General features: G+C 72.7%; 20 protein-coding genes and 1 riboswitch. Of the genes, 13 read left to right on the top strand and 7 right to left on the bottom strand.

The window, feature by feature from the left end:
- Positions 1-269 precede the first annotated feature (269 nt).
- Positions 270-959, top strand: a complete 690-nt coding sequence (locus ACE1OC_RS28220) for a TetR family transcriptional regulator (protein ID WP_407839363.1) — start codon at positions 270-272, stop codon at positions 957-959.
- Positions 960-990: 31 nt separating this feature from the next.
- On the opposite strand, the gene ACE1OC_RS28215 is transcribed toward ACE1OC_RS28220, so the two are convergent.
- The 3 genes from ACE1OC_RS28215 to ACE1OC_RS28205 form a co-directional block, all read right to left on the bottom strand.
- Complete coding sequence (locus ACE1OC_RS28215; protein ID WP_407839362.1) at positions 991-1,365, bottom strand: VOC family protein; 375 nt, start codon at positions 1,363-1,365, stop codon at positions 991-993.
- A gap of 195 nt (positions 1,366-1,560) precedes the next feature.
- The gene (locus ACE1OC_RS28210) at positions 1,561-1,794 is read right to left on the bottom strand and encodes a ferredoxin (RefSeq protein WP_266958309.1); all 234 of its coding nucleotides are present in this window, start codon (positions 1,792-1,794) and stop codon (positions 1,561-1,563) included.
- The gene (locus tag ACE1OC_RS28205) at positions 1,794-3,272 is read right to left on the bottom strand and encodes an aldehyde dehydrogenase (protein WP_407839361.1); all 1,479 of its coding nucleotides are present in this window, start codon (positions 3,270-3,272) and stop codon (positions 1,794-1,796) included. The genes ACE1OC_RS28210 and ACE1OC_RS28205 overlap by 1 nt, the downstream gene beginning before the upstream one ends.
- 181 nt (positions 3,273-3,453) lie before the next feature.
- Between ACE1OC_RS28205 and ACE1OC_RS28200 the strand changes: the two genes are divergently transcribed.
- The 7 genes from ACE1OC_RS28200 to ACE1OC_RS28170 all read left to right on the top strand — a co-directional run bounded on the left by ACE1OC_RS28200 (position 3,454) and on the right by ACE1OC_RS28170 (position 11,691).
- Entirely contained in the window at positions 3,454-4,518 is a 1,065-nt protein-coding gene (locus ACE1OC_RS28200) for an MBL fold metallo-hydrolase (protein ID WP_407839360.1), read from the top strand.
- 79 nt (positions 4,519-4,597) lie between these two features.
- A riboswitch (cobalamin riboswitch) is annotated at positions 4,598-4,678 on the top strand.
- Between the two features lie 142 nt (positions 4,679-4,820).
- Complete coding sequence (locus ACE1OC_RS28195) at positions 4,821-6,089, top strand: prenyltransferase/squalene oxidase repeat-containing protein (RefSeq protein WP_407839359.1); 1,269 nt, start codon at positions 4,821-4,823, stop codon at positions 6,087-6,089.
- Positions 6,086-6,811 carry an SCO2322 family protein gene (locus ACE1OC_RS28190; protein WP_407841703.1) on the top strand — a complete coding sequence of 242 codons (726 nt, stop codon included), beginning with the start codon at positions 6,086-6,088 and terminating at the stop codon, positions 6,809-6,811. The genes ACE1OC_RS28195 and ACE1OC_RS28190 overlap by 4 nt, the downstream gene beginning before the upstream one ends.
- Positions 6,808-8,130, top strand: a complete 1,323-nt coding sequence (locus ACE1OC_RS28185) for an energy-coupling factor transporter transmembrane component T (protein ID WP_407839358.1) — start codon at positions 6,808-6,810, stop codon at positions 8,128-8,130. Before ACE1OC_RS28190 ends, ACE1OC_RS28185 begins: the two co-directional genes overlap by 4 nt.
- A 9-nt stretch (positions 8,131-8,139) precedes the next feature.
- A complete protein-coding gene (locus tag ACE1OC_RS28180) occupies positions 8,140-10,056 on the top strand; it encodes an ABC transporter ATP-binding protein (RefSeq protein ID WP_407839357.1) in 1,917 nt (638 codons plus the stop codon).
- Positions 10,053-10,940, top strand: a complete 888-nt coding sequence (locus ACE1OC_RS28175) for an ECF transporter S component (protein ID WP_407839356.1) — start codon at positions 10,053-10,055, stop codon at positions 10,938-10,940. Before ACE1OC_RS28180 ends, ACE1OC_RS28175 begins: the two co-directional genes overlap by 4 nt.
- 346 nt (positions 10,941-11,286) lie before the next feature.
- The gene (locus ACE1OC_RS28170; protein WP_274551450.1) at positions 11,287-11,691 is read left to right on the top strand and encodes a transglycosylase SLT domain-containing protein; all 405 of its coding nucleotides are present in this window, start codon (positions 11,287-11,289) and stop codon (positions 11,689-11,691) included.
- Between the two features lie 186 nt (positions 11,692-11,877).
- On the opposite strand, the gene ACE1OC_RS28165 is transcribed toward ACE1OC_RS28170, so the two are convergent.
- Positions 11,878-13,047 carry a steroid 3-ketoacyl-CoA thiolase gene (locus tag ACE1OC_RS28165; protein WP_250745683.1) on the bottom strand — a complete coding sequence of 390 codons (1,170 nt, stop codon included), beginning with the start codon at positions 13,045-13,047 and terminating at the stop codon, positions 11,878-11,880.
- A 275-nt stretch (positions 13,048-13,322) separates the two neighbouring features.
- Here ACE1OC_RS28165 and ACE1OC_RS28160 point away from each other — a divergent pair, with 275 nt between their 5' ends.
- Together ACE1OC_RS28160 and ACE1OC_RS28155 are read left to right on the top strand one after the other, a co-directional pair.
- Complete coding sequence (locus ACE1OC_RS28160) at positions 13,323-14,567, top strand: cytochrome P450 (RefSeq protein WP_407839355.1); 1,245 nt, start codon at positions 13,323-13,325, stop codon at positions 14,565-14,567.
- 180 nt (positions 14,568-14,747) lie between these two features.
- The gene (locus ACE1OC_RS28155; RefSeq protein WP_407839354.1) at positions 14,748-15,098 is read left to right on the top strand and encodes a DUF6193 family natural product biosynthesis protein; all 351 of its coding nucleotides are present in this window, start codon (positions 14,748-14,750) and stop codon (positions 15,096-15,098) included.
- Positions 15,099-15,556: 458 nt separating this feature from the next.
- Here the strand turns inward: ACE1OC_RS28155 and ACE1OC_RS28150 are convergent, their stop codons facing one another.
- Positions 15,557-17,497, bottom strand: coding sequence for a bifunctional glycosyltransferase 87/phosphatase PAP2 family protein (locus tag ACE1OC_RS28150; protein ID WP_407839353.1), 1,941 nt, complete (start codon positions 17,495-17,497; stop codon positions 15,557-15,559).
- Between the two features lie 221 nt (positions 17,498-17,718).
- On the opposite strand from ACE1OC_RS28150, the gene ACE1OC_RS28145 reads away from it, so the two are divergent.
- On the top strand, positions 17,719-18,081 hold the full coding sequence (locus ACE1OC_RS28145; protein ID WP_407839352.1) for an antibiotic biosynthesis monooxygenase family protein: 363 nt from the start codon (positions 17,719-17,721) through the stop codon (positions 18,079-18,081).
- A 91-nt stretch (positions 18,082-18,172) separates the two neighbouring features.
- Here ACE1OC_RS28145 and ACE1OC_RS28140 read toward each other — a convergent pair whose 3' ends face one another.
- Complete coding sequence (locus ACE1OC_RS28140; protein WP_250745528.1) at positions 18,173-18,568, bottom strand: nuclear transport factor 2 family protein; 396 nt, start codon at positions 18,566-18,568, stop codon at positions 18,173-18,175.
- A 105-nt stretch (positions 18,569-18,673) separates the two neighbouring features.
- Here ACE1OC_RS28140 and ACE1OC_RS28135 point away from each other — a divergent pair, with 105 nt between their 5' ends.
- Entirely contained in the window at positions 18,674-19,231 is a 558-nt protein-coding gene (locus ACE1OC_RS28135; protein WP_407839351.1) for a GNAT family N-acetyltransferase, read from the top strand.
- 63 nt (positions 19,232-19,294) lie between these two features.
- Here the strand turns inward: ACE1OC_RS28135 and ACE1OC_RS28130 are convergent, their stop codons facing one another.
- Positions 19,295-21,355 carry an MDR family MFS transporter gene (locus tag ACE1OC_RS28130; protein WP_407841702.1) on the bottom strand — a complete coding sequence of 687 codons (2,061 nt, stop codon included), beginning with the start codon at positions 21,353-21,355 and terminating at the stop codon, positions 19,295-19,297.
- Positions 21,356-22,266: 911 nt separating this feature from the next.
- On the opposite strand from ACE1OC_RS28130, the gene ACE1OC_RS28125 reads away from it, so the two are divergent.
- The gene (locus ACE1OC_RS28125) at positions 22,267-23,472 is read left to right on the top strand and encodes a peptidoglycan-binding domain-containing protein (RefSeq protein WP_407839350.1); all 1,206 of its coding nucleotides are present in this window, start codon (positions 22,267-22,269) and stop codon (positions 23,470-23,472) included.
- The last annotated feature ends 116 nt before the right edge of the window (positions 23,473-23,588 follow it).

Genomic DNA, 23,588 nt, shown 5'->3' with positions numbered 1-23,588 from the left:
GCCCCCTTCTCCCTGCACTTTCGCCGGAGCGTAACCGCTCGGATAATGTAGAACAAGTTTCAGACTTGATCCGCTGAAGAGCATTGAATCTACCGGCCGGAAACCACACCGTAAGAGGGGTGGCAGGTGATTCGCGCCACGGATCGGGCGCCTGCCATGCTGGGCGCGCGACGGCCCGGGGCGACTCCCGCGGCCGCCCCGGCACAGACATGAGCGCCACAGACATGAACGCCTTGGAACTGGAACGCCTCGGAACCGGAACGGGACAGATGACAGCGGAAGCGAAGGCCGTGCCCCCAGCCGTCACCACACCGGCGTCTCCGCCCCTGACGGAGCGCCAGGAGGCACGGCGCAGGCGAATCCTGCACGCCAGCGCCCAGCTGGCCAGCCGGGGCGGCTTCGACGCGGTGCAGATGCGGGAGGTGGCGGAGTCCTCCAGCGTGGCCCTGGGCACCCTCTACCGGTATTTCCCCTCCAAGGTGCACCTGCTCGTCGCGACCATGCAGGACCAGCTCCAGCACATGCACGGAACGCTGCGCAAGCGCCCGCCGGCCGGGGACGAGCCCGCGGCCCGCGTCGCGGAGACCCTGATGCGCGCCTTCCGCGCGCTCCAGCGGGAGCCGCACCTGGCGGACGCGATGGTCCGGGCCCTCACCTTCGCGGACCGCAGCGTGAGCCCGGAGGTGGACACGGTGTCCCGCCTCACGACGGCGATCATCCTGGACGCGATGGGACTGGAGGCCCCGCCGACGGCGGAACAGCTGTCGGCGGTCCGCGTCATCGAGCACACCTGGCACTCGGCCCTGATCACCTGGCTGTCGGGCCGCGCCTCGATCGCCCAGGTGAAGATCGACATCGAAACGGTCTGCCGCCTGATCGACCTCACGGCCCCGCAGTCCCCGCAGTCCCCGGCCGAGCCCTCTCCGCAGCCGCCTCCGCCGCCCGCGAAAAAGTCCTGATCTGGCTGTTCGCCCGGGAGGGCCTGCGGGCTCAGTGCACGCAGAGGCAGAAGGGATGCCCGGCCGGGTCGGCGTAGACCCGCCAGTTGGCCTCCGGACGGAGCTGGTCCGTCCGCTCCAGCACGGTCGCCCCGAGGGCGAGCGCCCGCGCCTCTTCGCCGTCGAGGTCGTCCACGTCGAAGTCGAGGTGGAGCTGTTGCGGACGCTCCCGGCCGGGCCATTCGGGCGGCCGGTAGCCGTCCACCCGCTGACAGGCGATCGGGATCCCCTCGAAGCCGTGCACCTCGACCCAGCCGGAATCCTCGGCATCCACGACGATCCTGCCACCGAGCAGATCGGCGTAGAACCGCGCGAGACGCACCGGATCGGCACAGTCCAACGCGACGGCCTGCAGCTTGCGAATCACTTCCGCCACTCCTCCGCCATGAGGCACTCCCGTACGTGCCTGCTCGTACCCGCCTGAGCAAGGCGCAAGCACGACGGCCTCGAAGAGGTCCGGGGCGGTCCCGGGAGCGGCACCGCACGCGGAGCCGGGGCCGGGGATCGCTCCCCCGGCCCCGACGCCGGTCCCGACGCCGGTCCCGACGCCGGTCCGGCCCGCTCACTCCTCCGGAGGAAACACCGCCTCGCCGCTGCCCAGGAGGGTGATCGCGATCGCTTCGACCGGGCATCCCTCCGCCGCCGCGAGCACCGGCTCGCTCGCGTCCGTCTCCGCCGCCCGCGGATGCGACTGCCGTGCCGAGTCGAGGGCGAAGCCGTCCGGGGCGTGGTTCACGCACATCCCCGAGCCGATGCAGACGCCGCGGTCCACCTCGACGTGCCAGCGGTCACCCATCACGCACCGGCCGCGGGGGGTACGTACCCTGCCGGGAGGTGGATCATCTTGTGCTCCAGGTACTCGCTCAGCCCCTCCGGGCCGAACTCCCGCCCGACGCCGCTGTTCTTGTAGCCGCCGAACGGCCCGAGCATGTCCAGGCTGAAGGTGTTCACGTTGAAGGTGCCGGTCCGCACCTGTCGCGCGAAGTCGATGCCGTGCTCCACGTCGCCGGTCCAGACGCTGCCGCTGAGCCCGAACTCCGAGTCGTTGGCGACCCGTACGGCCTCCGCCTCGTCCCCGTACGGGATCAGGCAGACGACCGGGCCGAAGATCTCCTCGCGGGCGATCCGCATCGAGTTGTCGACGTCGCCGAAGAGGGTCGGCTCCACGTACCAGCCCTGGTCCAGGTCCGAGGCGGCCGGACGCCCGCCACCGGACAGGACCTTGGCGCCCTCCTCCTGGCCGATCCGGATGTAGTCGAGCGAGCGCTGCTGCTGCCGCCTGGCCACCAGCGGGCCGAGCTGCGTGGCGGGGTCCATCGGGTCGCCGACGACCAGCGCCGAGGCCGCGGCGGCGAGCGCTTCGGCGATCTCCTCGTAGCGGCTGCGCGGGGCGAGGACGCGGGTCTGGGCCACGCAGGCCTGGCCGTTGTTCATCCAGGCCGCGGGGACGATGCCGGCGATGGCGGTGTCGAGGTCGGCGTCGGGAAGGATGACGGCCGCGGACTTGCCGCCGAGTTCGAGGGTCACGCGGGTGAGGTTCTTGGAGGCGACCTCCATGACCCGCCGGCCGGCGCCCACGGAGCCGGTGAAGGCGACCTTGTCCACGTCGGGGTGGCCGACGAGGTACTCGCTGACCTCGCGGTCGGCGGGCAGGATCGACAGCACGCCCTCGGGCAGCCCGGCCTCGCGGGCGATGTCGGCGAGGATGTAGGAGTCGAGGACCGCCTCGGGGGACGGCTTGAGGATCACCGTGCAGCCGGTGAGCAGCGCGGGCGCCAGCTTGGCGGCGGCGACGAACTGCGGGACGTTCCACGGGATGACGGCGGCGACCACGCCGACGGCCTCGCGCCGGACGAGGATCGGGCCGAGGACGCCCTGGCGGTACTCCTCGTACGGGTAGTCGCGCGCCACGGTGATCGCGGCGTCGTAGACCATCATCGGGCCGAGGGCCTGAGCGAGGATGCTCCAGGAGTACGGGGAGCCGTTCTGGGAGCTGATCGAGCGGGCGATCTCCTCGTGGCGGACGGCTATGGCGTCCTTGATCCTGGTCACCACCGCGATCCGCTCTTCCAGCGTGGTGCGCGGCCAGGGGCCTTCGTCGAAGGCCTTGCGGGCCACGGCGACGGCCCGGTCCACGTCCGCCTTCGAGGCGTGCGGGACGCTGCCGATGACCTGCCCGGTGTGGGGCGAGACGACCTTGATCGTGTCGGTGCCCAGCGGATCCGTCCACTCACCGCCGATGAACAGTTTTCCGTGTTCCACGAGCTCGGTCATGGCTGATGCCTCCTGCGGCTTGGCGTTCCAGAACTGATACCAGTTCTAGTTCTAGGAGTCCACGGAGCTGACCGAACCGCCTCGTACAACACATCGAAGATCCAACGACTAGTCAGATCGCCCCGAAGATGGTCGACTTGGGCTACTAATGCAACACGTTCTCGTGAGAGTGGAGCCCTTCATGGCAGAGGACACGACACAGGGCACCCCCCACGTCACCGATCACGGCGGCGGCGTGTGGGGCATCAAGGTCCCCATCCCCGACAACCCGCTCGGCCACACCCTCGTCCACGTCCTCGACACCGACCGCGGCCCGGTCCTCATCGACACCGGCTGGGACGACCCCGAGTCCTGGGACACCCTCGTCGCCGGCCTCGGCGCCCTCTCCCTCGCCATCGCCGACGTGCACGGCGTGGTCATCACCCACCACCACCCCGACCACCACGGCCTGTCCGGCCAGGTCCGCGAGGCCTCCGGCGCCTGGATCGCCATGCACGCCGCCGACACCGAGGTCGTCGTACGGACCCGGGCCTCCGAACCCGGCGTCTGGTTCGACTACATGAGCGAGAAGCTGGCCACCGCCGGAGCCCCCGAGGAGCACATCGCCCCGCTGCGGGCCGCCCGCGCGAGCGGCCGCATGCGCACCCTGCCCGGGCTGCGCGCCGCCGTCCCCGACCGGGAGATCGTGCCCGCCGAGCTGCTGCCGCTGGCCGGGCGCCGGCTCCGGGCGATCTGGACCCCCGGGCACACCCCCGGCCACGTCTGCCTGCACCTGGAGGAGAAGCATCCGGGGAACCTGCCCGGCAACGGCCGCCTCTTCTCCGGGGACCACCTGCTGCCCGGGATCTCCCCCCACATCGGCCTCTACGAGGACCCCTCCTCCGAGCGGGTCACCGACCCCCTCGGCGACTACCTCGACTCCCTCGAACGCATCGGCCGCCTCCAGCCCGCCGAGGTGCTCCCGGCCCACCAGTACGCCTTCACCGACGCGCAGGGCCGCGTACGGGAACTGCTGGACCACCACGAGGAACGGCTGACCGGGCTGCGGGAACTGCTCGCCGCCGAGCCGCTGACCCCGTGGGCGCTGGCGGAGCGGATGGAGTGGAACCGGCCCTGGGAGCAGATCCCGTACGGCTCCCGCAACATCGCCGTCTCCGAAGCGGAAGCCCACCTGCGGCGTCTGGTGAAGCAGGGGCGCGCGGAGGCGGTGCCGGGCAGCGACCCCGTGACGTACCGCGCCGTGTAAGGGGCGCGGGTGGGCGGCGCCACCCGGCACCGGAGCTACGGGCCGGTAGAGTATGGGCGTCGTCCACACTTCCGTACGGGGGGAAGCCGGTGCGAATCCGGCGCTGACCCGCAACCGTGACCCGCCCCGGCAGCATCGGGGGCGGGGAGCCGGATTGCCCCGTGCCGGAGGTGCGCGGCTCGTGCCGCCGGGTCCTCCGGCGGCCGGCACCGTCGAGGTAAACGGAGCCGGAGCCCGGTACCAGCCTCCATCGCTGTGCTGCCTGCCTCCCGGTTCCCCAGCACGAGAGGCACCCGCCCCGCATGAACGTCCGCCGCAGCGCCGCCACGCTCGCCGTCTCCGCCGTGCTCTGCGTGGGCTCGGCCCCCGCGGCCCTCGCCGATGTCGCCACGCCGTCCCCTTCGCCCGTCGTCCCCTCCGGTCTCTTCGGCAAGGGCGACCCCACGTACGACGGGGTGTGGCGGCAGTCGTTCGCGCTGCTCGCCCAGACCACGGTGGGCGAGAAGCCCGCCCTGCAGGCCGTGGACTGGCTGGTCGGCCAGCAGTGCGCCGACGGCTCCTTCGCCGCCTTCCGCGCGGACACCGCCAAGCCCTGCGACGCCTCGGCGTACATCGACTCCAACGCCACCTCGGTCGCCGTGCAGGCCCTGGCCGCGGTCGGCGGGCACACCGACACGGTGAAGAAGGCGGTCGGCTGGCTGAAGTCCGTACAGAAGGACGACGGCGGCTGGAGCAGCAACCCCGGCGGCGCCATGGACAACGGTTCGGACGCCAACTCGACCGCCCTCGTGATCCGCGCCCTGGAGGCGGCCGGCGAGAAGCCGGCCGAGGTCAAGTCGAAGGCGGGCAAGTCTCCGTACGAGGCCCTCCTCACCTTCCAGCTGGGCTGCTCGGCCGAACCGGCGGCCGACCGGGGCGCCTTCGCGTTCCAGCCGGCCGGCGGCAAGCTGTCCGCCAGCGCCGACGCGACGGCCGCCGTCGTGGTGGCCGGACTCGGCATGGGCCCGGTCGTCGCCCCCTCCCGCACGGACACCCCCGCGGCCCCGCTCGCCTGCCCGGCGACCGCCGGCGACCCGGTGGCGGCGGCCCAGGGCGGCGCCGGGTACCTGGCGGAGGCCCTGAAGAAGGACGGCCACCTCACCGCCCTGACCCCGGGCGCCGACCAGTCGACCGCGGACCACGGCAACACCGCCGACGCGGTCATCGCCCTGGCCGCGGCCGGGCACAAGCAGTCCGCGGCGGGCGCCCTGGAGTGGCTGAAGACCAACTCCGCCGAGTGGTCCAAGGGCAACCCGGCCGGTCTCGCCACCCTGATCCTGGCCGCGCACGCGACCGGCACCGACCCGAAGTCCTTCGGCGGCACCGACCTGGTGGCGGCGCTGAACGCGACGGGCCCGGCCCCGCAGGGCGCGTCCGCGAGCGCGTCGGAGCAGCCGGCGGAGAAGAAGGACGAGAAGAAGGACGAGGACTCCGGCGGCGGCAACGTCTGGTGGATGATCCTCGCGGGCGCGGCGGCCGGCATGGGCATCGGCATCGTGCTGAGCGGCCGCCGGAAGAAGAACCAGCTCTGATGCGCGGTCCCCGCCCGGTCCGTCCGGCCCTGTCGGCCCGGCCCGCCCCCGTCGCCGGCGTCATCGGCATCGTCCTGGCCCTGGCCGTGACCCTGCTCGCCGCGTCCCCCGCCCTGGCATCGACCTACCGCTACTGGTCGTTCTGGGACGGGTCGGGCGGCACCTGGGCGTACGCCACCCAGGGCCCCTCCTCGCTGCGTCCGGCGGACGGCTCCGTGCAGGGCTTCCACTTCGTGGTGAGCAAGGACGCGGCCGACCAGGCCGCCCCGCCGCGCACGGCTCCCGACTTCGCGTCCATCTGCTCGGCCACCGCACCGGCGGCGGGCAAGAAGCGGATCGCGCTCGTCATCGACTTCGGCACGCCCGCCGAAGCCCAGGCGGGCGAAACCCCGCCGCAGGACGCTCCGCGTACGGCGTGCGCGCAGGTCGGCCCGGACGCCACGGCGGCCGAGGCGCTGGCGGAGGTGGCCAAGCCGCTGCGCTACAACAGCGCGGCACTGCTGTGCGCGATCTCGGGCTACCCGAAGCAGGGCTGCGGCGAGCCCCTCGCGGACACCGTCACGCCCACGGGCACGGCGACCGCCCCGGCCGAGCCCGCCGCCGACGCGGCCGCCGGCTCCGACGGCGGCGGGCCGTCGGCGGGCCTCCTCGCGGGCATCGCAGCGGTGGCCGCCCTGGGCGCGGCCACGTTCTGGCAGTCCCGCCGCCGCCGCACCCGATGACGGTGGTGGGCGGGAGCGGCGGGACGGGCGCCGACGGCGGGCAACCGCCCACCGGGGCCACCCGCCCCTCCCCCCGCACGGGTGGTACGGGTGGGAACCCCGCCCGGCCGCAGGCCGGGCGCACCCACCACGGCGCGGCACGCGACGTCCCCACCCCGGCCGGCCCGAACGCCGCCGACCGGGCAACCGGGAGCCCGCGGGTGCCGACGTACAAAAGATGGCGTGCTCCCGAGGCCACGCGTGGCAACGCCCTGCACGCGGGTGCCTGGTGGCTGTGGGCCCTCGGGCTCGCGACCGCCGCCTCCCGCACCACCAACCCCCTCCTCCTCGGCCTGATCGTCGGCGTCGCCGGTTACGTGGTCGCGGCCCGCCGTACGGACGCCCCCTGGGCGCGTTCCTACGGGGCGTTCGTGAAGCTCGGCCTCTTCGTCATCGGCCTGCGCCTCGTCTTCTCCATGCTCCTCGGCTCCCCCATCCCCGGCGTGCACACCCTCTTCACCCTCCCCGAGGTCCCGCTCCCGGCCTGGGCGCAGGGCATCCGGCTCGGTGGCCGGGTCACCGCGGAGCAGCTCGTCTTCGCCTTCTACGACGGCGCGAAGCTGGCCACGCTCCTCATCTGCGTCGGCGCCGCCAATGCCCTCGCGAACCCGGCGCGGCTGCTGAAGTCGCTGCCCGCGGCCCTGTACGAGGTCGGGGTCGCCGTGGTCGTCGCGATGACCTTCGCGCCGAACATGGTCGCGGACGTGGTCCGCCTCCGTACGGCCCGCCGGCTGCGCGGCCGTCCCACGGGCGGGATCCGGGCCGTCCTCCAGATCGGCCTGCCGGTCCTGGAGGGCGCGCTGGAACGTTCCGTGGCCATCGCCGCCTCGATGGACGCCCGCGGCTACGGCCGCACCGCACGGGTTCCCGCCGCCGTCCGGCACACCACCAACGTGCTCACCCTCGGCGGGCTGCTCGGCATGTGCGCGGGGACGTACGGGCTGCTGGCGGCGGAGGGCGCCGGCTACGGCCTCACCCTCCTCCTCGTCTCCCTCCTCCTGGCCCTGGCCGGGCTGCGCCTCGGCGGCCGCCGGTCGATCCGGACCCGGTACCGGCCGGACCGGTGGGGCGTACGGGCCTGGCTGGTCGCCGGGTCGGGCGCGGCGGTCGCGGCGCTGCTGATCCGGGCCGCGTCCCTGGACCCGGAGGCCCTGCGCCCCGGCGTCGTCCCCCTCGTCGCCCCGACCCTCCCGCTCTGGCCGGCGGCGGCGATCCTGATCGGCCTCCTCCCGGCCCTGGTGGCCCCGCTCCCCCCTTCGCTCCCCTCTCAGGAGGCGTAAGCAGCCCCCATGATCCACTTCGAAGACGTATCGGTGACGTACGAGGGCGCGGCCGCCCCCTCCCTCGCCCACGCCGACTTCGCCCTCCCGGAGGGTGAGCTGACCCTCCTGGTCGGCCCCTCCGGCGTCGGCAAGTCCACCCTCCTCGGGGCGGTCTCGGGCCTGGTCCCGCACTTCACCGGGGGCACCCTCAAGGGCCGGGTCACGGTCGCCGGCCGGGACACCCGCACGCACAAGCCGCGGGAACTCGCGGACGTGGTCGGCACGGTGGGCCAGGATCCACTGGCCCATTTCGTGACGGACGTCGTCGAGGACGAGCTCGCCTACGGCATGGAATCCCTGGGCCTGGCGCCCTCCGTCATGCGCCGCCGCGTCGAGGAAACCCTCGACCTCCTCGGCCTCAACGACCTGCGCGACCGCCCGATCGCCACCCTGTCCGGGGGCCAGCAGCAGCGGGTGGCGATCGGTTCGGTGCTGACCCCGCACCCGAAGGTCCTGGTCCTGGACGAGCCGACCTCCGCCCTCGACCCTGCGGCGGCGGAGGAAGTCCTGGCCGTCCTGCAACGCCTGGTCCACGACCTGGGCACGACCGTCCTGATGGCGGAGCACCGCCTGGAGCGCGTGGTCCAGTACGCCGACCGGGTCCTGCTCCTGCCTTCCCCGGGCGCACCCGCCGTCCTGGGCACCCCCTCCGACATCATGGCCGTCTCCCCGGTCCACCCCCCGGTGGTGGCCCTGGGCCGCCTGGCGAACTGGTCCCCCCTCCCCCTCTCCATCCGCGACGCCCGCCGCCGCACAGCCCCCCTCCTCACCCGCCTGACCCAGGCGGGGTCCGGGGCGGAGCCCCCGGCGGGGTCCGGAGCGGAGCCCCCGGCCGGTCCCGGGGCGGAGCCCCCGGCGGGCTCCGGGGCACAGCCCCAGACCGGTCCCGGAGCGCAGCCCCCGGCGGGGTCCGGGGCGGAGCCCCGCGAGGGGTCCGGGGCGGAGCCCCGGGGAACGGGCGAAGGGTGGGTAGGGGACGGCCGCCCGCAGGGCCCCCGCACCGGCCCCGGCCCCACGCACCGCCCCGGCCTGCTCGCCCGGCTGCGCCGCCGAGGCCGCCCCACCTCCCAGCCGACCCAGCCGACCCGGGCAATCGGCGAGGCCCCGGCCACGGTCAAGGTCCCGGCCACGGTCAAGGCCGTCTCCCTCCGCCGCGGCCGCGCCGAAGTCCTCCGCGACATCAACCTCAGCGTGGCGCAGGGCGAGACCATCGCCCTGATGGGCCGCAACGGCGCCGGAAAGTCCACCCTCCTCGCCACCCTCATCGGCACGCTGGAGCCCACCACCGGCCAGGTGACCGTCAGCGGCCGCACCCCCCACCGCACGCCGCCCGCCGAGATGGTGACCCGCGTCGGCCTCGTCCCCCAGGAGCCCCGCGACCTCCTCTACGCCGACACCGTCGCAGCCGAGTGCACCGCCGCCGACCACGACGCCGGCCAGGCGCCCGGCACCTGCCGTGCCCTCGTCGCCGCGCTCCTCCCCGACGTCCCCGACGACACCCACCCGCGCGACCTGTCCGAGGGCCAGCGCCTGGCCCTCGCCCTGGCGCTGGTCCTGACCGGCCGCCCGGCCCTGCTGCTCCTCGACGAGCCGACCCGCGGGCTGGACTACGCCGCCAAGGCCCGCCTGGTGGAGATCCTGCGCGGGCTCGCCGCCGACGGCCACGCCATCGTCCTGGCCACCCACGACGTGGAGCTCGCCGCCGAGCTGGCCCACCGCGTGGTGATCCTGGCCGGCGGCGAGATCGTCGCGGACGGCCCGACCGCCGAGGTCGTCGTCTCCTCCCCCGCCTTCGCTCCACAGGTGGCCAAGATCCTGGCCCCGGGCCACTGGCTCACGGTCTCCCAGGTCGAGGCGGCCCTCTCCGCCCGGGGCGCCTCATGAGCCCCCGCGGCGACGCGGCCACCCCCCGCACCCCCCGCCCCCTCCGCATCGGCCCCCGCGCCGCCGCCGCCCTGGTCCTCGTCACCCTCATCGGCATCGCCGCCTTCGGCTGGCCGCTCCTCGCCGACCGCCAGTCCGGCTTCGCGCACGCCCAGGACGCCCCCTGGCTCTTCGCCGCCCTGCTCCCGCTCCTCGTCGGCGTGGTCGTCGCGACCATCGCCGACGACGGCATGGACGCCAAGGCCGTCGCCATGCTCGGCGTACTGGCCGCCGTCGGGGCCGCGCTGCGCCCGCTGGGCGCCGGTACGGCCGGCCTGGAGCCCATGTTCTTCCTGCTGGTGCTGAGCGGCCGGGTCCTCGGCCCGGGCTTCGGCTTCGTCCTGGGCGCGGTCACGATGTTCGCGTCGGCCCTGCTCACGGGCGGTGTCGGGCCGTGGATGCCGTTCCAGATGCTGGCCATGGGCTGGTTCTCGCTGGGGGCCGGGCTGCTGCCGGGTCCGGACCGGATCCGGGGGCGGGCCGAGCTGACGATGCTCGCGCTGTACGGGTTCCTCGGCTCGTTCGCGTACGGCACGATCATGAACCTGCAGGGCTGGGTGATCATTCAGGGCATGGGCCAGGGGATCTCCTTCCACCCCGGGGAGCCGCTCCCGGCGAACCTCGCGCGCTTCGTCTCGTACTGCCTGGCGACCTCGCTGGGCTGGGACCTGGGCCGGGCCGCGCTGACCGTCGTACTGACCCTCACGCTCGGCGCGACCCTGCTGAAGGCATTGCGGCGGGCCACTCGGAAAGCGGCGTTCGACGCCCCCGTGGCCTTCGATCCGGGGACGGAATCGACCCGCCCGCCTTCCCCTGAGAGGGACATGACCCGCCACGCACAGTGAGATTCGGGGCTGTCGGCGGTGACCCGCCCCACAGGACCTTGGTCACATACGAGGCGGGATAGTAGTCCTTAAACGGCCCCTACCCACCCCCTCACGCCACCCCCCACCTGCACCGATACCCTCCCGCCCCCAGAGGGGTCGTTGCGCCTCGGCTGCGAGGGCCACTAGTAAGAGGGGTCGTTGCCAGGCGGGCTCTGCCCCCGTAGAACTGGATGTGTCGCAAGGCGGACGGAGTTCCCCCGGGTTCTCCCGCTCCCGCCGACGATCCCCTCTCCCTCGCGTGAGTGGCTCACGCACGTCTTCGGCGTGTCTGCGACTGCCCTTGTTCCCTTCGGAAGGTTCGTCCGTGTCCAACGCCGTCATCCGCCGCATCGCCGCTTCGAAGAAGACCCTCGCGGGTACCGTCCTCGCCCTGGGCGTTGCCGGTTCCATGCTGGCCGCGGTTCCCGCGCAGGCCGCCCCGATGAGTGCCAAGGCGATCGCCCAGCAGATGATCAAGGACCCGGCGCAGTTCGCGGCGTTCAACAACATCGTGTCCCACGAGTCCGGCTGGGACTACACCGCCACGAACTCCGCTTCCGGCGCGTACGGCCTGGTCCAGGCCCTGCCGGCGTCGAAGATGGCCTCGGCGGGCTCGGACTGGAAGACCAACCCGGCCACCCAGATCAAGTGGGGCCTGGACTACATGAACTCCCGCTACGGCAGCCCCGCCGGCGCCTGGACGTTCTGGCAGAACAACCACTGGTACTAAACCACCAGCGGAACCAGACGAAGCAGGACCGGAGCAGGACCGGAGCAGGACCGGAGCAGGATCAGAGCAGCACCGCAGCAGTACCGAAACAGCACATGCGAAGGCCCCGGCAGCCGACCTCCCCAGGTCCGGCCACCGGGGCCTTTGCGATCCCATCCCACAGGGTTCGAAGGCGGCGCAGCAGTGCTACAGCCGCTGGATGATGGTGCCCGTCGCCAGCGCGCCGCCCGCGCACATGGTGATCAGCGCGAACTCCTTGTCCCGGCGCTCCAGCTCGTGCAGGGCGGTGGTGATCAGGCGGGCGCCGGTCGCGCCGACGGGGTGGCCGATCGCGATGCCGCCGCCGTTGACGTTGACCTTCTCCAGGTCCTGGTCGAAGACCTGGGCCCAGCTGAGGACGACGGAGGCGAAGGCCTCGTTGATCTCGACGAGGTCGATGTCCTTGAGGGACATGCCGGCCTTGCCCAGTACGGCCCGCGTGGCGTCGATCGGCCCGTCCAGGTGGAAGTGCGGGTCGGAGCCGACCAGCGTCTGGGCGACGATCCGGGCGCGCGGCCGCAGCTTGAGCGCGCGGGCCATCTTGCGCGAGGCCCACATCACGGCGGCGGCGCCGTCGGATATCTGCGAGGAGTTCCCGGCGGTGTGCACGGCGGTCGGCATGACCGGCTTGAGCCGGGCGAGGCCCTCCATGGAGGTGTCGCGCAGGCCCTCGTCCCGGTCGACCAGCCTCCACATGCCCTGGCCGGCGGCCTGCTCGGCCTCCGTGGTGGGCACCTGCACGGCGAAGGTCTCCCGCTTGAACCGCTCCTCGGCCCACGCGGCGGCGGCCCGCTCCTGGGACAGGACTCCGAGGCGGTCCACGTCCTCGCGGGTCAGGCCCCGGCGGCGGGCGATGCGCTCGGCGGCCTCGAACTGGTTCGGGAGGTCGACGTTCCACTCGTCCGGGAAGGGCTTGCCCGGTCCGTGCTTGGAGCCGGAGCCGAGCGGGACGCGGGTCATGGCCTCGACCCCGCAGGCGATGCCGATGTCCATGACACCGCCGGAGATCATGTTGGCGACCATGTGGTTGGCCTGCTGGGAGCTGCCGCACTGACAGTCCACGGTGGTCGCGGCGGTCTCGTACGGGAGGCCCATGGCCAGCCAGGCGTTGCGGGCCGGGTTCATCGACTGCTCGCCGGCGTGGGTGACGGTGCCGCCGACGATCTGCTCCACGCAGTCGGGCTGGATTCCGGTGCGGGCGAGGAGTTCGCGGTAGGTCTCGCCGAGGAGGTAGGCGGGGTGAAGATTGGCGAGCGCGCCCCCGCGCTTGCCGATCGGGGTGCGTACGGCTTCGACGATGACGGGTTCCGCGGCCATGAGCTCGTCCTCTCCTGCTCCTGCGTAGCGCACAGCGCGCATCGGCTAGCGCGCCTCAGCTGACGGGCAGGCCGTCCCGGCGCCCCACCCGAACTAGTACGCGTTCTAGTTCTCCCCGCAGTCTTATGACCAGAACACCCGGTACGCAAGGGTCTTGCACGCGGCTTACACGGATTCCACACGCAACAGTTGGCGCGGGGCCCCTTGTCACTTCTAGAACTCGTTACTACCTTCAAGCCAACTTCTGATGGGCCGTCAGACTTTGGAGTCGCCCGATGACCTGCCCCGCGCTGCCCGAAGGCTTCGACGCCACCGACCCGGACGTCCTCCAAGACCGGGTCCCCTACCCCGAGTTCGCGCAGTTGCGGCAGACCGCACCCGTGTGGTGGTGCCCGCAGCCGCGGGGCGTCACCGGCTTCGACGACGAGGGGTACTGGGCCGTCACCCGGCACGCGGACGTCAAGTACATCTCCACGCACCCGGAGTTGTTCTCCTCCACCACGAACACGGCGATCATCCGCTTCAACGAGCACATCCAGCGCGAAGCGATAGATGCCCAGCGACTGATCATGTTGAACATGGATCCGCCGGAACACACCCGCGTACGCCAGATCGTGCAGCGCGGCTTCACCCCGCGGGCCATCCGCGGACTGGAGGACGCCCTGCGCGACCGGGCCCGCAAGATCGTCGCGGAAGCCCTCGAAGCCTCGGCGGACGGCAGCTTCGACTTCGTCACCCAGGTCGCGTGCGAGCTGCCGCTCCAGGCCATCGCCGAGCTGATCGGCGTACCGCAGGAGGACCGGTCCCGGATCTTCGACTGGTCGAACAAGATGATCGCGTACGACGACCCGGAGTACGCGATCACCGCCGAGGTCGGCGGCAACGCGGCGGCCGAGATCATCGGCTACTCGATGAACCTGGCGGCGGAGCGCAAGGAGTGTCCGGCCAAGGACATCGTCACGCAGCTCGTGGCGGCCGAGGGCCAGGGCAACCTGGGCTCCGACGAGTTCGGCTTCTTCGTCCTCCTCCTGGCGGTCGCGGGCAACGAGACCACCCGCAACGCCATCAGCCACGGCATGCACGCCTTCCTGACCCACCCCGAGCAGTGGGAGCTCTACAAGCGCACCCGGCCCTCCACCGCCGCCGAGGAGATCGTGCGCTGGGCCACCCCGGTGGTGTCCTTCCAGCGCACCGCCACCCAGGACACCGAACTGGGCGGGCAGAAGATCAAGGCGGGCGACCGGGTCGGCATGTTCTACTCCTCCGCCAACCACGACCCCGAGGTCTTCGAGAACCCCGACGTCTTCGACATCACCCGCGACCCGAACCCGCATCTGGGCTTCGGCGGCGGCGGCCCGCACTTCTGCCTCGGCAAGTCGCTGGCCATCATGGAGATCGACCTGATGTTCAACGCCCTGGCCGACGCCCTGCCCGACCTGCGCCTCGTCGGCGAGGGCCCGCGCCGGCTGCGCGCGGCCTGGCTGAACGGCATCAAGGAACTGCGGGTCAGCCACGGCTGACGCCCACCAGCCGACACCCGCCGGCTGACGTCTGACCCGCGATCCAGGACGGCAGGGGCCTCACCTCCCACGCCCGGCCCCTGCCGTCCCTCGGTTGTTACTCGCCGGTCACCGGTCGTTACCGTCTCGCCGCCTTTGGGATCATTGCCTTGGCGGCGGGCCGGACCCCAGACTGCCCGGATGAACCTCGATGACCCCAGCGCGAGACGGTGGCAGCGACTGCCCACGACGTGGCAGCGGATGGTCGATCTCAGCGGCGGGTCCGAGCCCATGAGCCAGGGCGTCCTGGCCCTCATCGAGGCCGCCCGCGAGGAGCCGGAACTCCGCCGGCTCTACCCGTACACCAGCCACTTCACCCTGTGGTTCAGCGCCTCCACGGGCCACCCCTTCGCCGTGACCGCCCCGGCCGTGGAACCCCTCCCCGACGGTCGCTTCCGCGTCCGAGGCCCCCGCCAAACCACCGTCCTCGGCGAAGCCGACACGGCCCGCGCGGCCATAGCCCTGGTCGTGGCCAACCTGCCGGCCGAATAGCCCGGCCAAACCCAGCCCCGCCGACGTTTGAGGCGCGGGGGCCCGGGGGCAGGCCCCCGGCAACGGCACCGACGGGCGGGGCCCGGGGCGCAGCCCCGAAGGGGTCCGGGGCGCCGCACGGACGGGGTCCGGGGCACAGCCCCGAAGGAGTCCGGGGCGCCGCACGGACGGGGTCCGGGGCACAGCCCCGAAGGGGTCCGGGGCGCAGCCCCGGGGAACGGGCGAAGGGCGGGTAGGGGACAGCCCCGCAGGGCCCACCACACCCCACCGCCCCGCCGGCCCCCGCCCCGAGTGGCGGAAGCCACCCCGCGGGCGGATCCTGGCAGAACGCGGCGATCCATCGCGAAGGGGTGCCGGGGCGGGCTGCTACACCGCCCCGGCACCCCTTCGTCACCGCGCGCAGGCCGCGCAGGCCGCGCAGGCCGCGCAGGCCGCCTAGGCAGCCCAGGCCACCCCGATCAGGCCCTCGTCCGCTCCGCGGACCCCGCTCCGACCCGCTCCGGCCTCCGAGGCCGCGGCACGGCCACCCCGGCGGGCACCGCATCGCCCCGGGGCCCCGACAGCACGTAGACGAGCCCGAACCCGGCCCCGACGACCACCGCGCCGCCGACCGCGTCGAGCACCCAGTGGTTGGCCGTCGCCACGATCGCGCACACGGTGATCGTCGGATGCAGCGCACCGAGCAGCTTCTGCCACCCCTTCGGCGCGAGCGTGACGATCACGACCCCGCACCACAGCGACCAGCCGAAGTGCAGCGAGGGCATCGCCGCGTACTGGTTGGAGATCGCCGTCATGGCCCCGTAGCTCGGGTTCGCCAGGTCCTGCACCCCGTGCACGGTGTCGACGAAGCCCAGCCCCGGCATCAGCCGCGGCGGCGCCAGCGGATACAGCCAGAAGCCTATGAGCGCGAGCACCGTCGCCAGCCCCAGCGAGGCGCGGGCCCACCGGTAGTCCTTGGGCCGGCGCCAGTACAGCACCGCCAGGATCCCGAGCGGGACCACGAAGTGGAAGGAGGTGTAGTAGAAGTTGAAGAACGCCTCCAGCCAGGGCGTGTTCACCACCGCGTGGTTCACGGCGTGCTCGATGTCGATGCCGAGCGCCTTCTCGATCCCGTGGATCTGGCTCCCGTTGCCCTCCGCCAGACTCCGGCTGGTGGGTGCCGCGGCCCGGATGTGCGAGTACAGCGAGTACCCGACTCGTATCAGGAGCAGTTCCAGCAGCAGGTTCGGACGCGACAGCACGCGCCGCCAGAACGGCAGCAGCGGGACCCGCGCCCACCGCGCTGGCGCGGGCCGCCCGTAGGCGGTGGGGACCGGCTCGCGCCAGTACGGGGAGGAGCGCGGCAGGAACGGCACCGCGCAGGCCGCCGCGAGGGCGGCCAGCAGCAGCACGTTGTCCCGTACGGGGGCCAGCGCGACGAGGTTGGGCAGCAGTACGTCGCTCGGCAAGGTCATGGCGAGCACCACGGCCACCGGCCACACCGGCCGGTCCGCGGCCCGCTTGCCGACCTTGCCCGCGACCGCCAGCAGTACCCACAGCAGCTGGTGGCGCCAGCCCGTCGGGGACACGGCGACGGCCACGCAGCCGGTGATCGCGACGGCGAGCAGCAGCTGGCCGTCGCGGGCGTAGCGGGCGGCGCGGCGCAGGCCGATCCAGACGATCGGGGCCGCGAGGGCGACGTAGAGCAGGACCTCGCCGGGGCCGGAGAGGCCCAGGCGCAGCAGGGCGCCGTGCACGGACTGGTTGGCGAGCCCGTCGGGTGCGCCGCCGAGGCCGGTGCCGGCCAGGTGCTGGACCCAGTACGTCCACGAGTCGCTGGGCAGGGCCGCCCAGGACAGGGCGGTGGCGCCGGCGAAGGTCACGGCGGCGGAGCGCGCGGTGGCCCGGCGTCCGGACAGCCACAGCAGGGGCGCGAAGAGCAGCAGCGCGGGCTGGAGGGCTGCGGCCAGGCCGATCAGGAACCCGGAGGGGCGCTCGCTCGGGACCCGGAACACGGCGAGGAGCACCAGCAGCACCGGCAGCACGGCGGTCTGCCCGGGCAGCGCGGCCTCGCGAACGGGCAGCGAGACCATCATCAGCGCGACCAGCACGGGCGCGGCCAGCAGCGCGGTGCGCCGCGGCACGGGGTCGGGCAGGGCGCGCGCGGCGACCAGCCCGACGGCGGCGACGAGCAGCAGGGTCACGCAGGTCCAGGCCACCTCCAGGGAGGGCGCGGCGAGGCCCAGGAGCGGCTTGAGGACCAGCCCCGCGAAGGGGGTCCCGGTGAACTGGCCGTTCGTGTAGAGCGAGCCCGCGAGGCCGCTCGGGAGGTGGAAGCCGCTGAGCCACTCGCCCGGTGGCACGCGCAGCACGACCGCGGCCTGCCTGACGGCGAGCAGCAGGGCCAGCGCCCACAGCATGAGGCGTGCCGCCCCGAGTCTGCTTCCGCTACCGCCTATGACCCCGGCATGTCCGTTCGCACCACTGTGCTCCGCCGCGTTAGCCACGCCTCGCCGGCCTCCCGCCCTGTTGACTGCAACCCTGACTTCGCCTGGCTGCCGCGTTTCGTACTGCGTTTCATACCGCGCGCTTCATTTACCCGGACGACGATATCTCCCGCGCGATACCTAGGATGGCGGGCATGAGCATCGTGAAGATCAACGCCCTCACCGTCCCGGACGCGCAGCGAGAGGTTCTGGAGCAGCGGTTCGCCTCCCGTGCGGGCTCCGTGGAGAGCTCGGACGGGTTCGAATGGTTCGAGCTGCTGCGGCCCGTCGAGGGCACGGACCAGTATCTCGTGTACACGCGGTGGCGTTCCGAGGAGGACTTCCAGGCGTGGATGGAGGGGCCCATGAAGGCGGCCCACCAGGGTGGCGGTCAGGCGGGCGCGGCAGGCGGTCCGGCGGGTGCCGAAGGCGGCGCGGAGCGGCCGAAGCCCGCTGCCACGGGCTCGTCGGTGTGGTCGTTCGAGGTCGTGCAGCAGGCGGCGCCGAAGCAGGGCTGAGCGTCGGAAGGGCCCGGAGCCGCGGCTCCGGGCCCTTCTCGCATTCCTCTTGCTCCCCCTCAGGCCCCTTTGGACCCTCAGGTCTCGGGCCTTACGCCCAGAAGCTGTCGCTCTCCTCGATGTCCTCGGTGCAGACGTCGAGGTCGCTGATCTTTCCGGCGACGATCGTGAAGAAGATTCCCTCGTGGATCTCGATCCCGCGGTCGCCCCGGTCGGCGCGTGCTGTGTGGAAACTCATGACGTGGCCGCGGCCGTCGGCGAGCAGTTTGTCCAGATGTACGTTGAACGTTCCGTTCGTCTCTTCGCCGAGCCGGCGATAGAGGTCGAAGACGGCTTCCCGCCCCTTGTGGTGCCCCGAGAGGGGGCCGCTCCCGGGCATGTGCTGGATGACGTCGGCCGTCATCATCGTGCTCAGCTTCTCCATGTCGCCCTGGCCGAAAGCCTCGTAGCCGCGGCGGATCAGGGCACAGTCAGGATGCTCCGACATGACGGTCACGCCCTTCGTGGGTACGTTTTGCCCTTTTCCCTATCATCGGCCCGGTCCTGTGGATATTCCAACGCGGGCAGCGGGACGGCGCCCCACAATGACGCCATGACCACCAGAGAGACGCTCCCCACCCCCACGACCACCCCCTCCTCCACCCCCACTCCCACCACCACTCCCCCGGCCGGGAGCTGGCAGGTCGCCACCGAACCGTTCACCACCCCGGACGCCACGCTGCTGCGCCGCGCGTACTACGCGGAGGTCGCCGGCCGGTACTGGGGGCGGTCCGTCACCGAGGCCGAGATCGACCAGGGCCTCCTGGACTTCCCGGACGACGAGCTCACGGGGCGGACGGGCCGGTTCGTGGTCGGCCGACTCGACGGCCGCCCCCTCGCGTGCGGGGGGATACGCCTCCTGGACCCCGCCACCGCCGAGCTCACCCGGGTGTACGTGGACCCGCGCGCCCGCGGTACGGGCGGCGGGGCGGCCCTGCTCCGGGTCCTGGAGGACGCGGGCCGCGCGCTGGGTGCCGAGCGGGTCCGGCTCGACACCCGGTCCGACCTGGTGGAGGCCCGCGCGTTGTACGCGCGCCACGGGTACGCGGAGATACCCGCGTACAGCTCCGGCCCCTACGCCGAGCACTGGTTCGAGAAGCGCCTGGTCTGACCGGCAGGTCGGCGGACCGTTCACCTCGCGGTCCTGGCGGGGCCGTTCACCTGGCGGGGCCGTTCACCTGGCGGAATGGTCCCGTCGGGGCAAGGTCTCGTAGGGCTCCTCGTCGACAGAACCGCAGAGCTCCGAGTTGATCTCCGCAACGAGCTCGGACAGGTCCGTCGGTCGGTCCGCGGTCCACCAGTCGCCGAGCAGCTCGGCGAGCGACTCCTCCCGCGCGGCGGACAGCTTCAGCGCGCTCTCACGGCCCTTCTCCGTCAGGACCAGCGGCAGCCCCTCGCGGACGGCCAGCCCCCGCTCCTCGATCTGGCGGCCCGCGTCCGTGATGGCCCGCAGCGGCACCATGGTCTTCTCCGCCAGCACGGCCGGATCGACGGTTCCGTACTTGTTGATCCGCAGCAGCATCCAGCTGGCGGCGGGCAGCAGGTCGTAGCCGGCCTTCGCGGTGATCTTCTCGTAGACGTGCTTGCGGCCCTGGAGGGTCCCGAGCACCGTCAGGGCGCGGGCGACCTCCTCCCGCGAGGAGCGCTGGACGGGGTTGGAGGCGAGGGTCTCGGTGACATCGGGCGCCGTCACCGAACCGCGCAGCTTGTCCTCCTTCAGGAACCAGGACACGACGAAGGCCACCAGCACCACGGGCGCCGCGTAGAGGAAGACGTCCGTGATGGAGGTGGAGTAGGCATCGAGCACGCGCGGTCGCAGCACCGCGGGAAGCCCACCGATGGCGCGCGGGTCGGCCTCCAGCCGGCTCGCATCGACCCCCGGCGGCAGCGGGATCCCCTTGAGCGCACCGGCCAGCTTGTCGTCGAGCCGGTTGGTGAAGATCGTGCCGAAGATGGCGACGCCGAAGGAGGCGCCGATGGAGCGGAAGAAGGTGGCACCCGAGGTGGCGACACCGAGGTCGGCGTAGCCGACCGAGTTCTGCACCACCAGGACGAGCACCTGCATGACCAGTCCGAGGCCGGCGCCGAAGACGAAGAAGTAGAGGCTCATCTCCCAGGTGGAGCTGGTGCGCTCCAGCTGGTGCAGGAGCAGCAGCCCGACCGCGGTCAGTGCCGTACCCGCGATCGGGAAGACCTTCCAGCGCCCGGTACGGCTGACGATCTGGCCGGACACCGTGGAGGTGATCAGCAGTCCGAGCACCATCGGCAGCATGTGGACGCCCGACATGGTCGGGGAGACGCCCTGGACCACCTGGAGGAAGGTCGGCAGATAGACCATCGCACCGAACATCGCGAAACCGACGATGAAACTAATGAGCGAGCAGAGGGTGAAGGTCCGGATCCGGAACAGCTTGAGCGGGAGCACCGGCTCCACGGCCCGCCGCTCGACGAGGACGAAGCAGACCAGCAGGACGAGCCCGAGCACCGCGAGCCCGACGATCTCGGGCGAGCTCCAGCCCCACGTACCCCCGAGCGAGGCCACGAGCACCAGGCAGGTCGCGACGGAGGCGATGAGGAAGGTGCCGAGGTAGTCGATGGTGTGCTTCTCGGTCCGTACCGGGATGCGCAGGCTCGTGGCGATGACGACGAGGGCGACGAGCCCAATGGGAAGGTTGATGTAGAAGACCCAGCGCCACGACAGGTGGTCCACGAACAGTCCGCCCAGCAGCGGACCCAGCACGCTGGTGGCGCCGAAGACCGCGCCGAAGAGTCCCTGGTACTTGCCGCGTTCACGCGGCGGGACGATGTCCCCGACGATCGCCATCGACAGCACCATCAGCCCGCCGCCGCCCAGCCCCTGCAGCGCGCGGAAGCCGATGAGCTGCGGCATGTTCTGCGCCAGCCCGCAGAGGGCGGACCCGATCAGAAAGATCACAATGGCGGACTGGAAGAGCTTCTTGCGCCCGTACTGGTCCCCGAGCTTGCCCCACAGCGGTGTGGCGGCCGTCGAAGCGAGCATGTAGGCCGTGACCACCCACGACAGGTGCGACATCCCGCCGAGATCGCTGACGATCGTCGGCAGGGCCGTCGACACGATCGTCTGGTCGAGCGAAGAGATGAGCAGCCCCAGCAGCAGCGCACCGATGGAGACGAGCACCTCACGTGAGGCGTGTTCGGCGCTGGGGCCGGATGTCCGCTTGCGCGGGTCGGGCTCCGTGGTCACGTCCTGCACCATCGGCTCCTCCTCGGGCCTGATCGTCTCCTCCATCCTGAGCGGTGTGTCCCGTTATGGCCTCTCGGGCGGGTTGGGCGGGTTACCGGGGGTCTGCATAATCGCTGGCAGCGGCCAGCGGAGGGATTCGAGTGAGCACTGAGCACTGTCCGGATTGCGGCACGACGGAAGGAACCTGCGACTGCACACCAGGCTTCCAGCCCTTGCGCGTCCGCCCGTACATCACCCTCCCCAACCCCACCCCGCCCCCGCCGCCACACCCCGGCCCGGCGGGCACGACCCCACCCCACACACCCGGACCGGACACCACTCCGCCACCTCCTGGCCCGCCGCGCACACCACCGCCCCACATAGCCCGCCCGGACACCACTCCGCCTCACCCCGGCTGGACGGGCACCACCTCCGCACGCCCCGGCCCGGCCGCCGCCCCGCCGACGCACACCAGCCCGTCAGCCACCACGGCGCACCACCCCGACCTGGCGGGCACGACACCACCGCACGCAGGCATACCGGACACCGCTCCGTCGCAGCCCGGCCCAGCGAGCACCACCCCGCCACACCCCGGCCCGTCAGCCATCCCGGCGCGCCACCCCGGCCATGCGGCCACGACACCTCCCCATGCAGCCCGACCGGGCACCACTCCGCCGCCGCACGGCCCGGCAGACACCGCTCCGCAGCCGAACCCGGGCACCACTCCACCGCACCCCGGCGGGACGGGCGCCGCGTCCGCGGGCCCCGGCCGGGCCGACGCCTCGACGGCGCACACCAGCCCGGCTGGCACCGCTGCGGACACGCCCCCGACGGCCGGCCTGCCACCGCACACCCACCCGGCGGGCACCCCTGCGCACCCTGTCTCCCCACACCCCGCACCGCACCCAGGCCGACCGACCGGCCTGCCGGCCTACCCGGGACCGATGGGCACCGCATCGCCGTACTCCGACTCGACCGGCTCCACTGCGCGGCAAGACTCACCCGGGTCCGCTCCGCACCCGGGCCGGGCGCCCGGCCTGCCCTCACACCCCGGCCAGGCGAACACCCCCGCACCCCCCACCGACCCGGAGGACGCCACCTCGGCGGGCTCCGGCCCGGCCGGCGCCCCGCCAGCGCACACCAGCCCGACGGACACCGCTGCCCGCCAGGGCCAGACAGCCGACCTGCCGCCCTACCCCGGCAGCCCGGCAGGCACGGCTGCGCACTCCGGTTCGTCCCACACGGAGGCCGCGGGCACCGCCGCGCACTCCGGCCCGACGGCCGTCTTCCCGGCCTACCCCGGCCCGGCGGATCCCGCGTCGCCGCACTCACCCGCCACCAGCCCGACCCGCGCCGCGCCGCTGCCGCCCGGGGCTGAGACTCCCGCGTACGGGACACCCGTAGCGTCCCTGCCCGAAGAAACGATGCAGCTGCGCCCGGTCCCGCCGTACGACCCGTACGCCACGCCCGGGCCCCACAGCTCGTACGGGTCACCCGCGGCCCACCCCGGGGGCATGGGCGGCCCTCCGTACGGGGCACACGGGATGGACGGGGCGGACGGGGCGCACTCCCCCAGACCCCCGCGTCGCCGCATCCGCCCGCTCGCAGTCATCGCGGCCGCCGCCGTCGTGGTGATCGGCGCGGCCGTCCTCGCCCTGCGAGCCACCTCGGGACCCGCCGCGCCGGAGGCCACCCTCGCCGACGCGAAACCCTCCTCCCCCCTGACCAGCCTCACCCAGGTCGCCCCGTCACAGGCCCCCGCGAGCACCGGCCCGACCCCGTCGCCAGCCCCCACCACCAGCCCCTCCCGGTCCACTTCCGCCTCCGCCTCGGCGTCCCCCTCGCCCTCCCCCACCCCGAGCCGTTCGTCGACCCCGTCGGCCGCCCCGTCCCCCACCCCGAGCCGCACTTCCCGACCGACCACGCGGCCCCCCACACAGGCACCGACCCTCCGGTACGGGGATTCGGGCCCCGAGGTGGAGAAGCTCCAGCGCCTGCTGGCAGCGCAGGGCATCTACCACGGCAAGTACGACGGGCGGTACGGAGCCCGTACGGAATCGGCGGTCTCGACGTTCCAGGCGTACAACGGCATCGATGAGGACCCTTGGGGCGTCTACGGTCCGGCGACCCGTCGCGCCTTGGAGGGATAGAACACACCGCATCAGGTGGCGAGCACCCCTCCACGTTTTGTATTGTTCAGGAACAAAGTGGTTCCGTCCTCACTCCCTGACCGGTGGACGGAACCACTTGTTCTCTTTTCCCGTCC

Origin of the sequence: Streptomyces stoeckheimensis (genome assembly GCF_045822005.1) — a bacterium.
Classification (GTDB): domain Bacteria; phylum Actinomycetota; class Actinomycetes; order Streptomycetales; family Streptomycetaceae; genus Streptomyces; species Streptomyces stoeckheimensis.
The sequence above is the reverse complement of the archived record's forward strand: the minus strand, read 5'-3'. Positions and strand labels throughout refer to the sequence as shown.